The 15,517-nt window shown below is 64.3% G+C and carries 8 protein-coding genes and 5 tRNA genes; 6 read left to right on the top strand and 7 right to left on the bottom strand.

Annotated elements, in window-relative coordinates:
• Window positions 1–7: 7 nt before the first annotated feature.
• The 4 genes from KPL81_RS10895 to betI all read right to left on the bottom strand — a co-directional run bounded on the left by KPL81_RS10895 (window position 8) and on the right by betI (window position 6,620).
• The gene (locus KPL81_RS10895) at window positions 8–2,452 is read right to left on the bottom strand and encodes an acyl-CoA dehydrogenase (protein ID WP_219792013.1); all 2,445 of its coding nucleotides are present in this window, start codon (window positions 2,450–2,452) and stop codon (window positions 8–10) included.
• 148 nt (window positions 2,453–2,600) lie between these two features.
• Window positions 2,601–4,292: a choline dehydrogenase gene (gene betA / locus KPL81_RS10890; protein WP_219792012.1), complete on the bottom strand. Its 1,692-nt coding sequence runs from the start codon at window positions 4,290–4,292 to the stop codon at window positions 2,601–2,603.
• A gap of 241 nt (window positions 4,293–4,533) precedes the next feature.
• A complete protein-coding gene (gene betB / locus KPL81_RS10885; RefSeq protein ID WP_219792010.1) occupies window positions 4,534–6,003 on the bottom strand; it encodes a betaine-aldehyde dehydrogenase in 1,470 nt (489 codons plus the stop codon).
• Window positions 6,000–6,620: a transcriptional regulator BetI gene (gene betI / locus KPL81_RS10880; RefSeq protein ID WP_209473124.1), complete on the bottom strand. Its 621-nt coding sequence runs from the start codon at window positions 6,618–6,620 to the stop codon at window positions 6,000–6,002. The genes betB and betI overlap by 4 nt, the downstream gene beginning before the upstream one ends.
• 167 nt (window positions 6,621–6,787) lie before the next feature.
• Here betI and KPL81_RS10875 point away from each other — a divergent pair, with 167 nt between their 5' ends.
• The 5 genes from KPL81_RS10875 to KPL81_RS10855 all read left to right on the top strand — a co-directional run bounded on the left by KPL81_RS10875 (window position 6,788) and on the right by KPL81_RS10855 (window position 8,349).
• The gene (locus KPL81_RS10875) at window positions 6,788–7,750 is read left to right on the top strand and encodes a choline ABC transporter substrate-binding protein (protein ID WP_219792008.1); all 963 of its coding nucleotides are present in this window, start codon (window positions 6,788–6,790) and stop codon (window positions 7,748–7,750) included.
• 76 nt (window positions 7,751–7,826) lie between these two features.
• A tRNA-Met gene (locus KPL81_RS10870) sits at window positions 7,827–7,903 on the top strand.
• A gap of 144 nt (window positions 7,904–8,047) precedes the next feature.
• A tRNA-Asn gene (locus KPL81_RS10865) sits at window positions 8,048–8,123 on the top strand.
• A 32-nt stretch (window positions 8,124–8,155) separates the two neighbouring features.
• A tRNA-Asn gene (locus KPL81_RS10860) sits at window positions 8,156–8,231 on the top strand.
• A gap of 42 nt (window positions 8,232–8,273) precedes the next feature.
• Window positions 8,274–8,349 (top strand) — tRNA-Asn (locus tag KPL81_RS10855).
• Window positions 8,350–8,464: 115 nt separating this feature from the next.
• Here KPL81_RS10855 and KPL81_RS10850 read toward each other — a convergent pair.
• On the bottom strand, window positions 8,465–11,548 hold the full coding sequence (locus KPL81_RS10850) for a bifunctional diguanylate cyclase/phosphodiesterase (RefSeq protein WP_219792006.1): 3,084 nt from the start codon (window positions 11,546–11,548) through the stop codon (window positions 8,465–8,467).
• A 315-nt stretch (window positions 11,549–11,863) separates the two neighbouring features.
• Window positions 11,864–13,936 carry a carboxy terminal-processing peptidase gene (locus KPL81_RS10845; RefSeq protein WP_219792004.1) on the bottom strand — a complete coding sequence of 691 codons (2,073 nt, stop codon included), beginning with the start codon at window positions 13,934–13,936 and terminating at the stop codon, window positions 11,864–11,866.
• A gap of 127 nt (window positions 13,937–14,063) precedes the next feature.
• On the opposite strand from KPL81_RS10845, the gene KPL81_RS10840 reads away from it, so the two are divergent.
• Window positions 14,064–15,362, top strand: a complete 1,299-nt coding sequence (locus KPL81_RS10840) for a M18 family aminopeptidase (RefSeq protein WP_219792002.1) — start codon at window positions 14,064–14,066, stop codon at window positions 15,360–15,362.
• Between the two features lie 52 nt (window positions 15,363–15,414).
• Here the strand turns inward: KPL81_RS10840 and KPL81_RS10835 are convergent.
• A tRNA-Met gene (locus KPL81_RS10835) sits at window positions 15,415–15,491 on the bottom strand.
• Window positions 15,492–15,517 lie beyond the last annotated feature (26 nt).

Here is a 15,517-nt window from a genome sequence, read left to right as displayed (position 1 = left end):
ACCGAACTTACGCCGCGTTGTGGCGCAGGATGTTGGCCTTGTCGGTGGCGAACTCGTCGTACTCGAAGTCGTCCACGCTAAGCAGTTCCAGCACCTCGGCTTCGAAGCCGCGCATGAACTCGGCGTCCTCCGCGCTGACCAGCTCCTTTTCACGCGCCGCCTCCAGGCGAGCTTCGGGGTGCAGCGCCTCAGGCGGCAGTTCGCCCTTGGCGTAGGCCTTGTTGACCGTACGGTAGAGCGCCTCGGCGCGGTCGTAGTCGGCGAGCAGCGCGTTGTAGCGAGCCAGGGGATTGTCTTTCACGCCGTCGTTCTGCTGCCAGGCCGCTGCGAGCAGCTTGGCGCGCAGCAGCGTGTCGCGCGACACCGCCTGGGCGATCTCGCGGGTCAACTGGTCGGCGGGGCGCTTCCAACGCCGCCCCAACGGCATCGTCACGGCACGTAGCACGCCGGCGAGCGCGCGGTTGGGCAGGTTGTCGAACAACTCGTCGAAGGCCTGTTCGGCGCGCTGCAGCAGATGAGTGCAGCTGTAGTGGAGCAGGGCCGCCTCGCCCTCCACCTTGTCGCCCTCCTGCCAGTGCTTGAGCACCATCGAGGCGAGGTAGAGATTGGAGAGCACGTCGCCCAGCCGCGCCGAGAGCATCTCGCGCTGCTTGAGCGTGGCCCCGAGGCTGGCCATGGCGGCATCGGCACACAGGCTGAAGCCGGCCGAGAGGCGCGCCATGTCGCGGGCATAGGGTGCAGCCACCGCGTCGAAGGGCACCTCCGGCTTGCCGATGCCGAGTCCCATGGTGAAGGCCCGGGCGGCGTTGCCGAAGACCAGCGCCGCATGGCCGAAGAAGGCGCGATCGAAGGCCGGCAGATCGTTGCTGTCCGAGGCGGCCAGCTCCTCGAGCACGTACGGATGGCAGCGGATCGCGCCCTGGCCGAAGATCATCAGGTTGCGAGTCATGATGTTGGCACCCTCTACCGTGATCGACACCGGGTTGGCGCTGTAGCCGATACCCAGGTAGTTGCGCGGGCCCAGGGTCACTGCCTTGCCGCCGTGGATGTCCATGGCATCGGAGAGCGCGATGCGCTGGAACTCGGTGAGCTGGCTCTTGAGGATCGCCGAGGGCACCGCCGGCTTCTCGCCGCGATCGATGGTATTGGCGGTCTGGTAGACCGCAGCCTGGGCGATGTATCCCAGCGCGGCCAGGCGTGCCAGCGGTTCCTGCACGCCCTCCATTTCCGCTACCGGGACGTTGAACTGGCGGCGAATGCGGGCGAAGCCGCCGGTCCAGCCCAGGGCATAGCGTGAGGTGCCGCTGGCGCCGGAGGGCAGGGTGATGCAGCGGCCGATGGAGAGGCACTCCACCAGCATGCGCCAGCCCTGACCGATCATCTCGGTGCCGCCGATGATGGTATCCAGCGGGACGAAGACGTCCTTGCCCTTGATCGGGCCGTTGAGGAAGGGGCTGCCAATGGGATGGTGGCGACGACCGATCTCCATGCCGGCGGTGTTGCGCGGTACCAGGGCCAGGGTGATGCCGCGATCCTCTTCCTCGCTCAGCAGGTGGTCGGGGTCGAACAGGCGGAAGGCCAGGCCCACTACGGTGGCGATGGGCGCCAGGGTGATCCAGCGCTTCTCGAAGTTGAGGCGCAGGCCCAGCACCTCTTTACCGTCGATCACCTGCTTGCAAACGATGCCGGTGTCGGGCAGCGAGGTGGCGTCACTGCCGGCGCGCGGGCCGGTGAGGCCGAAGCAGGGGATTTCGCGGCCGTCGGCCAGGCGCGGCAGATAGTGATCCTTCTGCTCCTGGGTACCGTACTTGAGCAGCAGCTCGCCCGGTCCCAGGGAGTTGGGTACACCCACCGTGACCATCAGCGTCTCGCTGATGGAGAGCTTCTGCAGCACCAGCGACTGAGCCTTGGCGGAGAACCCGAGGCCGCCGTACTCCTTGGGAATGATCATGCCGAAGAAGCCTTCCTGCTTCAGGTATTGCCACAGTTCCTCAGGCAGGTCGGCACGCTCCTTGGCGATCTCCCAGGCATTGCACATGCCCGCTGCCACCGAGCACTGGTGCTCGATGAAGGTGCGCTCCTCCTCGCTCAGACCATCGTCGCGGTAGCTCATCAGCTTGTCCCACTTGGGGCGACCTGAGAACAGCTCGCCGTCCCAGGCCACGGTGCCGGCTTCCAGCGCGATGCGCTCGGTGTCGGAGACCTTGGGCGAGACGCGCTTGAACATGGCGAACAGGCGCGGGGTGAGCCATTGGATGCGCAGTGCCGGCAGGCCGGCCACGGCCACGACTGCCGCGCCGAGCAGCAGCAGCACGCCCAGCACCGGGGACACCAGCAGACTCACCAGGCCAAGGCCGCCGAGCATTGCCAGGATCGGCATGGCGCCGGCCTCGCGCCGCAACAGCGCCAGCAGGCCAGCGACGGTGAGGATCAGCAGTATGAGGGTGAGCATTTCTTCAGCGCTCCCTTGGTTCATGTTTAGAACAGTTGTTTGAATGTGTCAGCCTAGCCCATCTTGGTACAGGTGACCAGCCCAGTGAAAGGCACGAACGAAGGCGCCCCGCTCGATGGCGGGGCGCATGACGTGGTGGCGTAGATGCTCAGCTCAAGCGACGCTGGGGCTCGCGCCGGGCCGGACTCTCGCCGGCCACGTAGTAGGGCGCGTCGGAGGGCGGCAGCGGTTCGCGACCACGGATGCGGTCGGCGATCTTCTCGGCCAGCATGATGGTCGGGGCATTGAGGTTGCCGGTGGGGATCACCGGAAACAGCGAGGCATCCACTACACGCAGCCCCTCCAGGCCATGCACGCGGCCTTGGCCGTCGACGACGGCGTCGTCGCCTTCGCCCATGCGGCAACTGCCGCATGGGTGGTAGGCGGTCTCGGCGTGCTCGCGTACAAAGGCGTCGAGCTGCTCGTCGCTCTGCACGTCCGGCCCCGGCGATATCTCACGGCCACGGTAGGGATCCATGGCCGGTTGGGCGATGATCTCGCGGGTCAGGCGAATGGCATCGCGGAATTCCTGCCAGTCCTTCTCCTTGGCCATGTAGTTGAACAGGATGCTGGGGGCCGCCTTGGGGTCGCGTGAGGTAAGGCGAATGCGCCCGCGGCTCTCCGAGCGCATCGAACCCACGTGGGCCTGGAAGCCGTGTGCCTGCACCGCACTCTTGCCGTTATAGCTGATGGCGATGGGCAGGAAGTGGTACTGCAGGTTGGGCCAGGGCTCCTCGTCGTGGGTACGAATGAAGGCGCACGACTCGAACTGGTTGCTGGCGCCGATGCCGCTACCGAGCAGCAGCCACTCGGCGCCGATCTTAGGCTGGTTGAACCACTTCAGCGCCGGGTAGAGCGTGATCGGCTGCTTGCATTCGTACTGGATGTACATCTCCAGATGGTCCTGCAAATTCTCGCCGACGCCAGGCAGCTCGTGAACCAGAGGGATATCGAATTCGCGCAGGTGCTCGGGGTTGCCCACTCCCGAGCGCAGCAGAATCTGCGGCGAGGCGATGGCCCCGGCGCACAGCAGCACCTCGCGGCGGGCGCGAACCTGCTGCGCCTGGCCGCGGCGCAGGTAACGCACGCCCACGGCACGCTTGCCCTCGAACTCGATCACGTCCGTGGTGGCGTGGGTCTCGATGGTGAGGTTATCGCGCTGCTTGGCCAGGTCGAGGTAGCCGCGGGCGGTGGAGGAGCGGCGCCCCTTGGGAGTGACGAAACGGTCCATGGGGCCGAAGCCCTCCTGCTGGTAGCCGTTGACGTCCTCGGTCTCGGGGTAACCCGCCTGTATGCCGGCGTCGACGAAGGCGCGGTAGAGCTCGTTGTTGCCCTCCTTGGGCGTGGCCACGCTGACCGGCCCGTCGCCGCCGTGGTAGGCGTTGGGTCCGATATCGCGGCACTCGGCTTTCCTGAAGTAGGGCAGGCAGTCGACGTAGCGCCAGTCCGAGAGGCCTGCCAGGTTGGCCCAGTTGTCGTAGTCCAGCGCGTTGCCGCGGATATAGCACATGCCGTTGATCAACGACGAGCCGCCGAGGCCCTTGCCGCGACCGCACTCCATGCGGCGGCCGTTCATGTGCGGCTCCGGGTCGGTCTCGAAGGCCCAGTTGTAGCGCTTGCCTTGCAGCGGATAGGCGAGCGCGGCGGGCATCTGGGTGCGAAAGTCGAAGCGGTAGTCGGGGCCGCCCGCCTCGAGCAGCAGCACGCTGACGTCTGCGTCTTCGGTGAGACGGGTGGCCAGCACGTTGCCGGCGGAACCGGCACCGATGATGACGTAGTCGAATTCATGCATCTGGGACATAACATCTCTCACTGGTAACGCGGCGGATCGGGCCTGCTAACGGGGTCGCTCGGGGCTGATCCGTCGACAAGCCTGCGAGGAGGCGCTGTGAACCCTTCCCTGGGCGCTACCTACGCCATCCATGGCGTAGGACCTCCTCTTCGGCTTGTCCCCGGCGCCCCTCGCTGCAGCCAGCCGCGCTTGCCTTGGGCAGACACTACATATGTGTGCGAGCGGCAATGACGGGTCTCTTCATTGATACTTAAAACACTGACTCGAAGGGTCCCATCTCCACCTGCACCGACTTGGTCTGGGTGTAATGGGCCAAGGTCTCGATGCCGTTCTCGCGGCCGACGCCGGACTGCTTGTAGCCACCCACCGGCATCTCCGCCGGCGACTCGCCCCAGGTGTTGATCCAGCATATGCCAGCCTCGAGGCGATGAATGGTGCGATGCGCTCGGGCCAGGCTCTCGGTGAACACGCCGGCGGCGAGGCCGTAGTGGGTGTCGTTGGCGCGGCGGATCAGTTCCTCCTCGTCGTCGAAGACGAGGATCGACATCACCGGACCGAAGATCTCCTCGCGTACGATGCGCATATCGTCGCTGCAATCGGTGAACACCGTGGCCGGCGCCCAGGCGCCGCGGGAGAAATCGCCTTCGGCCAAGGGCTCGCCGCCGATCAGCACCTGGGCACCGTCCTGCTTGCCGTATGCGATGTAGTCGAGCACCTTGGCTTGATGCTCGAAGCTGACCAGCGGGCCGAAGTTGACGCTGGGGTCGAGCGGGTCGCCGGCGCGGACACGTGCCACGCGTTCGGCGACCTTCTCCTCGAAGGCCTGCTTCACCGAGCGCTCGACGAAGACCCGCGTGCCGTTGGTGCAGATCTGCCCGCTGGAGTAGAAGTTGGCCATCATCGCGGCGTCGGCGGCGCGCTCGAGGTCAGCATCGGCGAACACGATCAGCGGCGACTTGCCGCCCAGTTCCATGGTCACGTCCTTGAGCGTCGAGCCGCCGGCCGCGGCCATCACCTTCTTGCCGGTGCCCACCTCACCGGTGAAAGACACCTTGGCGATGCCCTCGTGCGCGGTCAGCATCTGGCCGACGCGGCCGTCGCCATGCACGACGTTGAACACACCATCGGGCAGTCCGGCTTCGGTGAAGATCTCGGCCAGCTTCATTGCGGTCAGCGGAGTGACTTCGCTGGGCTTGAACACTATGGCGTTGCCTGCCGCCAATGCCGGCGCCGCCTTCCAGCAGGCGATCTGGATGGGATAGTTCCAGGCCCCGATGGCACCGATGACGCCGAGCGGCTCGCGGCGGGTATAGACGAACGACGACTCGCGCAGCGGAATCTGGGTGCCCTCGATGGCCGGCGCCAGGCCAGCATAATACTCGAGCGCGTCGGCGCCGGTGACGATGTCCACTGCGGCGGTTTCGCTGATCGGCTTGCCGGTATTGCGCGTCTCGAGCTCGGCAAGCTCGTCATTCCTCTCTCTCAAGAGCGCGACGGCACGATTGAGGATGCGACCACGCTGCATGCCGGTCATGGCGGCCCAGCGGCGCTGGCCTTCCCGTGCCGACTCGACGGCGCGGTCGACGTCGGCCTGGCTGGCCTGCTCGACCTTGGCCAACAAGCTGCCATCATAAGGATTGATGACGTCGAAGGTTTCGCCGGAAGTGGCCGGCTGCCGACGGCCCGCGATGAAGAGGGTCTCGGTGTTGGAAGCTGTCATGCTGTCTCCTTTGTGGACGCAAGGGAGGTTTCGTAGCCGGTCAGTAGCTGGTCGAGGTAGGCGTGTGCCAGGCGTCGGGCGCGTTCAGTATCCAGCCCTTCTGGGCTCAGGGTGCCGCGCAGCCACAGGCCATCGATCATGGCGGCCAGGCCGCGGGCGGCATCGCGTGCCTCTTCATGTGGCATCAGTCGGCGGAACTGGCAGCACAGGTTAGAGTAGAGTCGCTGGTCGTTGACGTGCTGAAGCCGTTGAAGCTGCGCCTTGTGCATGCTGCTGGCCCAGAAGGCGAGCCAGGTCTTGGCGGCCGGTCCAATGATCTGGCTGCGGTCGAAGTTACCGTCGATGATCGCGCCGATGTGCTCTCGCGGCGAGCCATTGACGAGCTGGCGACGGCGCTGGGCCACTGCCTCGCCGAGGTCGCTCAGGATCTGGCGCATGGTGGCCTCGAGCAGGCCATCCTTGCCGCCGAAGTAGTGACTGATGATGCCTGCCGAGACGCCGGCGTGCCGGGCGATGCGCATCACGGTGGCATCAGCCAGACCGACTTCGTCGATGGCGGCCATGGTGGCCTGAATGAGCTGGCTGCGTCGAATCGGCTCCATACCTGTCTTGGGCATCTTCGTTCTCCCGATGCCGGTTACGATTTGCAACCACGGCCATGCGTGGTTACCTTTGGGACTAGCTTGGCATTTTTTTATTGAACGTTCAATCAATATAAAATCACTAAGCCCGTCGAGGCATTCCACTCGTCCAAACGATGCTTCATCCGCAAGAGGAGAGCCGAATGAACAAGACGATCGCCATGCATTCCACCGCCCTGAGCCTTGGCATGCTCGCCTGTGGGCTGGTAGCCCCTGCCTGGGCCGACGAGCCGCAGAGTTGCGAAACGGTACGCTTTGCCGAGGTGGGCTGGACGGACATCACGGCTACCACCGCCATGACTAGCGAAGTCCTCGAGGCGCTTGGCTATCAGACAAAGGTCGACACGGTGTCCGTTCCGATTGCTTATTCGGGCATGCGTAACGGCGATTTCGACGTCTTCCTGGGAAACTGGATGCCGTCCATGGCATCGATCAGTGACCCGTACATCGAACGGGGCGAAGTCGATCGCCTGTCAGCCAACCTGAAAGGGGCCAAGTACACCCTGGCGGTACCGCAGTACGTCCACGATGCCGGGGTCACGTCGGTCGCCGACCTCGATGAACACGCCGATAAGTTCGAGTCCAGTCTGCACGGTATCGAGGCCGGCAACGACGGTAACGAGCTGATCCAGCAAATGATCGATGACGATGCTTTTGGCCTGGGGGGGTGGCAGTTGGTCGACTCGAGCGAGGCCGGCATGCTGGCCGAGCTACGCGCCCGGGTAACGCGCGAGGAGTGGATGGTATTCCTCGGTTGGGAACCGCACCCGATGAATACCACCTTCGACATTGCCTATCTTGAAGGTGCGGACGACTATTTCGGCCCCGACCTGGGCGGCGCTACCGTCTATACCAATACTCGAGCCGGCTTTGCCGAGGAGTGCAGCAATGTAGGCTCCCTGCTCGAGAACCTCAACTTCACGCTGGAGATGGAAAATCGCCTGATGGGCGAGATCATGAACGAGGGTAGCGACCCGCGCGAGGCCGCTCGGGCCTATCTGCAGGAGAATCCCGACGTGCTCGATGCCTGGCTGGAGGGGGTCGATACGCGTGACGGCGAGCCCGGCGCCGAGGCTGTGAAGGCCGAGCTTGGAATTGATGCCTGAACGCTCTTGCCAAGGCGGCGGGGGGCGGGCATAATTCTGCCCCATCGCCGCGCCGAAGCATGGCAAGGTGTGAAAAGGCTACGTAGCTCAGCCGGTTAGAGCACATCACTCATAATGATGGGGTCCCCTGTTCGAATCAGGGCGTAGCCACCAGATCGATCAGAACGCCCGTGCAGCCAAGCCTGCACGGGCGTTCTGTTTCCGGTCGCCGCGTCTTGCTCCGGAGGTGGCGTCGACGAGATCCGCCCTTGACCTTATGTGGCTGATCCGTATACTACGCACCGTGTTCAGGACGATTCCCGGATAGCTCAGTCGGTAGAGCAAGTGACTGTTAATCACTGGGTCGCAGGTTCGAGTCCTGCTCCGGGAGCCATTGAACACAAGCTGATTTGTGACGTTCGTCATTCCTCGATAGCTCAGTTGGTAGAGCAAGTGACTGTTAATCACTGGGTCGCAGGTTCGAGTCCTGCTCGAGGAGCCATCAGCCCTCCACGGAAAGCGTTGCACTTTCCCGCCGTATCGTTCCCGGATAGCTCAGTCGGTAGAGCAAGTGACTGTTAATCACTGGGTCGCAGGTTCGAGTCCTGCTCCGGGAGCCAAGTTCCGTTGTCCCGTCGTCTGTCATCGGCTCGCCAGCGCGCCGTGAGGTTTGCCGTTGCGCTGGCTGATCGCGCCTGTCGGCAAAACGTTGCAGCGGACTTCAGTCGGGTCGAGTCATATGCCCTGTCGTACTTCGCGTACCAGATAGCGACGCTCGATCTCGTCGGCCGCCAGCGCCGGGCTGAACAGGTAGCCTTGATAGCCCCAGCATCCCTGTAGCTTGAGGAACGCCAGTTCTTCCTCGGTTTCCACGCCTTCGGCAATGGTCTGCAGGCCCAAGGTATCGGCCAAGGCGATGATGGCCCGCACGATGCCCTGCTTCTTCTCGTCCTCGTGCACCCTCTGGATGAAGCTCATGTCGATCTTGACGGTATCGATGGGGAAGTCGCGCAGGTAGGCGAGCCCCGAATAGCCCGTACCGAAGTCGTCGATGGACAGTGCCACGCCAAGGCGTTTCAGTGCCTGCAGCGTGGATAGGGTGTAATCCAGGTCGAACATGGCCACGTGCTCGGTGATCTCCAGCTCGAGGTCGTGACCCGGTACCTTTCGCTCGTCGAGCCAGCGAGTCAGCTCGGCAACGAAATCGGAGCGGGAGAACAGCGAGGCCGAGACGTTGACCGCTATCGGTAGTATGCGACGTCCCTGGCGTCGCCATTGCGCCAACTGGTCGATTGCCGTCTTGAGCATCCAGCGATCGATGGCGGCGATCTGGCCGCTCGATTCGGCAAGCGGAATGAAGCTTCCTGGCGGCACCAGGCCGCGCTCGGGATGCTGCCAGCGGACCAGCGCCTCGAAGCCGACTAACTCATCGTCGGCGATGCCGAGCTTGGGTTGGTAGTGAGCTCGCAGCTCGTTGCGCTGCATGGCGCCGTCGAGTTCCACTCGCAGGGTCAGTCGATGCTGCGCCTGATGCTGCATATCGCTGGAATAGAACGCATAGATGCCCCGACCACGTGCCTTGGCCTGATACATGGCGGTATCGGCGGCCTGGATCAGCTCATCGAGACTGATGCCATCGCGAGGTGCCTGGGCGATGCCGATGCTGCAACCAATGTGCACAGGCTGTTGATCGAGCCGGTAGGGCTGGCGAACGCTGCGGATCAGGCGCTTGGCCAGTGAGCGTGCTTCCTGTCGCCGACCGGCCAGCAGTACCACGAATTCGTCGCCGCCGAAGCGGGCCAGCGTGTCGCCGTCGCGCAGCTCGCGCTGCAACCGGGCGGAGACCAGCTGCAGCAGAAGGTCGCCCTGCTGGTGTCCCATGGCATCGTTGACGTGCTTGAATTCGTCCAGGTCCACGAAGAGTACCGAGAGGGCTGCCGGACCATCGCCCAACTGCTCGATTGCATGCTGGAAGCGGTTCTCCAGTAATAGCCGGTTGGGTAGCCCAGTCAAGGCATCGTAATTGGCGAGATTGAGAATTTTCTGTTCGGCCTCTACCTGGGCCGAAACGTCTTCCATTACGGAGATGAAGTGCTCTATCTGGCCATCCTCTCCCTTTACCGCGGTGATGGTGCCGCGCTGGGGATAGTGTTCGCCGTCCTTGCGTGAATTCCAGAATTCGCCGGCCCAATGTCCTTTCGTCAGCAGGCTGCGCCACAGCGACTCGTAGAATGCACGGTCCTGTCGGCCGGACTGGAGCATGCGAGGATTGCGTCCGACGACCTCCCGATGGCTGTGGCCCGTGATACGCGTGAAGGAGGGATTGACGTCGAGAATGTGGCCGCTGGCGTCGGCAATGATGATGGCTTCGTGACTGTGCTCGAAGACCTCCGATGCCAGCTTCAGGCGTTGACGGTCCGCCTGCATGGTCATGGCAAAGGCAATGTCGTCGGCAAGTTCGTCGAAAAGACGCAGCATGTCGTCATCGAAGCCTTCGGGCAGCAGGCTGACGACGGTCAGAACGGCCTGCACCGGTTTGCCCTTCGGCTGGATGGGGAACGCGGCAAGGGTGCCGTGCTCCTCCGGCAGGGCGGGGGAGAGGTATGGCTGCCAGTGGCGTCGGATGACATGTTCACGGCCGGCCTGAGCCTGTCGGATCAGGTCCGAGTCGGGGTAGCAGCATGCCGGGGGCGGGCCACCGTCCTGGCGTACGCAGATTGCGTCCGGGCACTTGTCGGCCATGCCCGGACGTGGTGGCTGTAGCGGTGTGATGCAGGCCAGGCTGAAGTCGCTCTTGGCAATGATGACTTCGCACATCCGCTCGTAGAGCTGAGTCGGTGTCAGCTTGAGATCGATCAGTGCCTGATTGGCATGGCTGAGCATTTCGTACATGTCGCGCATCTTCTGCACGCGATTGAGGACGTGACGGCGTTCCTCGATCAGGGCACCGAGCAGCCACACCACCATCTGGTTGATCAACAGGAAAACCGAGACGGCGATCAGGCTACGCTGGGCGCTTATCGGCGTGGCACCGGCTGCCATGGCATCGGCTGCGCCAGCGATCAGGCTGGCCGAAAGGACGATGAACAGACTGTTCGTCAAGGGTAGCCGGATGGCGGTGACCAGCAGCAGCGGCGTCAGCAGGAAACTGTAGGTGGCCAGCGTCCTGCCGGCAGGATTGCTCATGCTGAAGATCGCAGCCGCAGCCAGGCAGGTGAGCCCCCACAGCGCCAGTGATTCCCAATGGTACGGGTGGGTGCGGGTGGAGGAAGGACGAAGGCACAGCACCAGTAGTGGCGCGAAGAGCAGCAGGCCGTTCAGGCGCTGAATGCACCACCACAACCATTCCGTGACGAAATGCCCATTCGCCTGGGACAGGCCCAGCGCCGTCAGGCTGGACGACAGCATTGCCGGAAGCAGGCAGCCCCAAAGCAGGAATTGCGAGATACCCCGCTGGGTGTCCGGAATGCGGCCTTCCGGCGCGTAATGCAGCAGTAGATATGCACCCAGCCAGGCCTGCGCCAACAGGGGGCCGCTGACCCATAGGGCGGCGAGTGGCGACAGGCCCTTGAGGCCAAGACACATGCCGAATTCCACTGCCAGGACTGCACCTGACAAGCGCAGTCGCGCGCCCCGGGAGGGGGGGAGTACGAGGAAAGCGGCAAGCAGGATCCCTCCTTGAGGCAGGATCAGGCTGAAACCGTGGCTGGGATTGCGTAGCAAGGACGCCGCCAGGGAGAGCACGAGGTAGGCCAGCAACCAGCCCGACCAGTGCTGGCTGGCGTACCGAGCCGCACGTGCCAACCGATGAGTCACCATACGTATTCTTCCCTTAGGGCGTGAACGGGTGATGACGGGCCGTGAGTGGAGCGAACTCGTGCGGCGCCCCGGTAGCACGCTGAGGTCGTGGTAAGGGTCATTCTCGTTGATCCGCTGCTACACGCCATCAACGCAGCGTGGACGAAACCGGAACCGGCACGCCGTGTGGCGGTGATGCTAACAGGGATGTACATGAGAATGGATGACCTATCTCATGGTTGCAGGGGGGAGGTCTGGTTGAGGCATCGAGGTGGAGGGGGACGAGGGACCGGCCCAGCGTGGGGCGGAGTCCTAAAGGAGTCCGCCCCACGGCCGCTAATAGCGGCCGGCCAAGCGTCGCTCGGTCAGCTCGGCGTAATCGGCGAGGATGGCGGCGGCTTCGGTCACCTGGACGCGATCCACGGGCTCGTTGCGTTCCGTTTCCTCAGCGCTTTGCTCGCTACGCGCGTCGCTCAGCTCGTCCAGTGGCTCCAGGCCCAGGGCCTGGCGGCGACGGTTCTCCAGTGCCAGTTGCTCGGCATCGCGGCTCTCCACTTCCTGCTGGCGCTGGTCGCGATCCAGGCTGACGCTGGTGTGCTCCTCGCGTAGACGACGGGCCAAGGCCACTCGCTCTTTCAGGTAAACGAAGTTGGGGTGGGATTCGGCGCGTTCCCGATGACGTGCGCGCAGGGTTTCGAGATGCTCCCACGGCTCGCCGTAGTGGCGGTACTGGACGGCCTGGACAGTATCCCACTCCAGCGCGTTATCCAGGCTGCTCTCGCCGATTCGCTCCGGGTCGACCATGTCGGGGAACAGGATGTCGGGCTCGACGCCGCGGTTCTGGGTGCTCTCGCCCGAGATGCGGTAGAACTTGGCACGGGTCAGCTTGATCTGGCCGTGGCTGAGGTCGTTCAGGGTCTGCACCGTTCCCTTGCCGAAGGTGGCGCTGCCCAGCACCAGCCCGCGGCCATAGTCCTGAATGGCGCCGGCGAAGATTTCCGAGGCCGAGGCGGACAGGCGGTTGACCAGCACGGCCAGGGGGCCGTCGTAGACGGTGCCGGTCTCGGTATCGCCATACAGGCTGATGCGGCCGCGTGCGTCGCGCACCTGAACGGTGGGGCCGCGGTCGATGAACAGGCCAAGCAGCGAGTTGGCTTCCTGCAGGGCGCCGCCCCCGTTGTTGCGAAGGTCGAGCATGATGCCGTCGACGCCTTCCGATTTGAGCCGCTCCACCTCGCGCGCCACGTCGCGAGTGGTGCTGCGAAACTCTTCCTCTCCGGCCTGCCAGGCGTCGAAATCGACATAGAAGGTGGGGATGGTGATCACGCCGATGCGCTTGACGCCGTCGTCCCGCTCCACCTCGACGATCTCGCCCTTGGCAGCCTGCTCCTCGAGGTCGACGGTATCCCGAGTAATCTCGACGGTATGCGAGCGGGTCATGTCCACGGCTTCAGCCGGCACTACCTCGAGGCGTACAACGGTCCCCTTGGGACCGCGAATCAGGTCGACCACTTCGTCCAGCCGCATGCCGACGACGTTGACCGTCTTCTCCTCGTCCTCCTGGCCCACCCCGACGATGCGGTCGGCGGGCTCAAGGACCCCGGCGCGGTCGGCCGGGCCACCCGCCACCAGGCTGGTTACCTTCACGTATTCGCCATCGGACTGCAGCATGGCGCCAATGCCTTCCAGCGACAGTCGCATCTGGATGTCGAACGACTCGCCCTGGCGCGGGGAGAGGTATTCGGTGTGCGGATCGATGCTGCCGGTTACCGCGGCCATGAACAGGCCGAAGACGTCTTCGGCGTTGGTCTGACGCAGGCGCGTGAGCTGACCCTCGTAGCGCTGGCGCAGGTTGTTCTCCACCTGCTCTTCGTCCTGGCCGCTGATGTCGAGGGTGAGAGCGTCGTTCTTCAGACGCTTGCGCCATAGCTCCTCAAGCTCGGCTTCGCTGGCGGCCCAGTCGGTATCGCGACGGTCGAGGTCGAGTCGCATGTCGGTTTCGTAGGTGAAACCCAATCCCTGATCCAGGGACTCGAGCAGCCATTCGAAGCGCGCTTCCGCACGATCGTGATAGCGGTGATAAAGCTGGTAGGCGGGTTCCAGCTCGCCCTCGAAGAGCATGTCGTCGATACGCGTCTCGAGGTGACGAAACTCCTCGATGTCGCTCTCGAGCAGGAAGGCGCGCTGGCTGTCCAATATGTCGAGATAGCGCTCGAAGGCCGCTTGTGACCAGGTGTCATCGAGAGCGGTGTCGGCATAATGGCCGTAGCGCAGTGATTCGGCCACCTCGACGGCAGCTTGCCGCTGGTCATCGCCGGGCTGGATCTGAGCAAGCGCCAGTTGAGCGCACGACAACAGCAGCGCCAGCGTCAGGACCGCTGTGCGCCGAATAACGACAAACTGGCTCATCGATGAAGCACCCCTGGTTTCGTGTACACTTCCTTCCCTAGACAAGCGAATGCCCGGTGAGTTGCCTATGGCAGACATCGCATTGTAGCAGCTCTTGCGTCTACCACGACCCCTGATGAGGAATCACATGTCTCGGGAAGCCCGTCTCGAGCGCCTGCTCGACTTTCTGCACCGTTCTCCCACCCCCTGGCATGCCGTCGCGGCCATGGCCGAGCGGCTCGACGCCGCCGGCTTCCGCCGGCTCGACGAGAGCCAGGCATGGCAGCTCTCGGCGGGCGAGCGGGTCTACGTGACGCGTAACGACTCGTCCATCGTGGCCTTGCAGCTGCCTCATGCGGGGCTCGAGGCGCTGCGCATGATCGGTGCCCATACCGACAGCCCCGGACTGCGGCTCAAGCCGCACGCCGCCCAGACGGCGGCAGGCTGGTTGCAGCTCGGCATCGAGCTCTACGGCGGCGTGCTGCTGGCGCCCTGGTACGATCGCGATCTGGGGCTGGCCGGGCGCGTGCATGTGCGGCATCCGGATGGCCGGATAGAGGGCGTGCTGCTGCACGTGGAGCGGCCGGTCGCCATCATCCCCAGCCTCGCCATCCACCTCGATCGCGAGGTCAATGCCGGGCGAGCGATCAACGCTCAGACCCAGATGCCGCCGGTGTTTCTGCAGGGCGGAGAGAAGGCCGACCTGCAGCGCCTGCTGCTCGAGTGGCTGGGGGCCCAGCATGGCATTGCGGGGGCCGAGATCCTCGACTTCGAGCTGGCGCTCCACGACGTGCAGCCGCCGGCCCTGGTTGGCGTCGAACGCGAACTGGTGGCCAGTGCGCGCCTCGACAACCTGCTCTCTTGTTTCATTGGCCTGGAGGCGCTGCTGGAGAGCGATGGCAGCCAGGGTGTGGTTCTGGTCGCCAACGACCACGAGGAGGTCGGCAGCGCCAGCGCCTGCGGCGCCCAGGGCCCGTTCCTCGGCGACGTGCTGCGCCGCGTGAACGCGCAGCTTGGCGAGCCGGGTGACGAGGGCTTCATCCGTTTGATCCAGGCCTCACGGATGATCTCCTGCGACAATGCCCACGCCCTGCACCCCAATTTCATCGACAAGCACGATGCCGCCCACGGGCCTGTGCTCAACGGTGGGCCAGTGATCAAGGTCAACGCCAACCAGCGCTATGCCACCAACAGCGCTACGTCGGCGTTGTTCCGTGACGTCTGCCGCGAGGCCGAGGTGCCGGTGCAGACCTTCGTAACCCGTGCCGACATGGGGTGCGGTAGCACCATCGGCCCGATCACCGCCACCGAGCTTGGCGTGCCGACGCTGGACGTAGGCGTGCCCCAGTGGGCCATGCACTCGATCCGCGAGACGGCAGGTAGCCAGGATGTCGAGCACCTGACCCGGGCGCTGATTGCTTTCGCCAACCGCCCCCGGCTGGTCTGAGGCGTCACCACGAAAAACCCGGCGCACAAGGCGCCGGGTTTTTTTCGATCTTTGGTGGCTACGCCCTGACTCGAACAGGGGACCCCATCATTATGAGTGATGTGCTCTAACCAACTGAGCTACGTAGCCAATCAACGGAGGCGAAGTCTACGGAT

It is taken from the genome of Billgrantia antri (genome assembly GCF_019430905.1).
GTDB lineage: Bacteria > Pseudomonadota > Gammaproteobacteria > Pseudomonadales > Halomonadaceae > Halomonas > Halomonas antri.
Note: the sequence above shows the minus strand (reverse complement) of the source record. Positions and strands in the feature narration are given on the sequence as shown.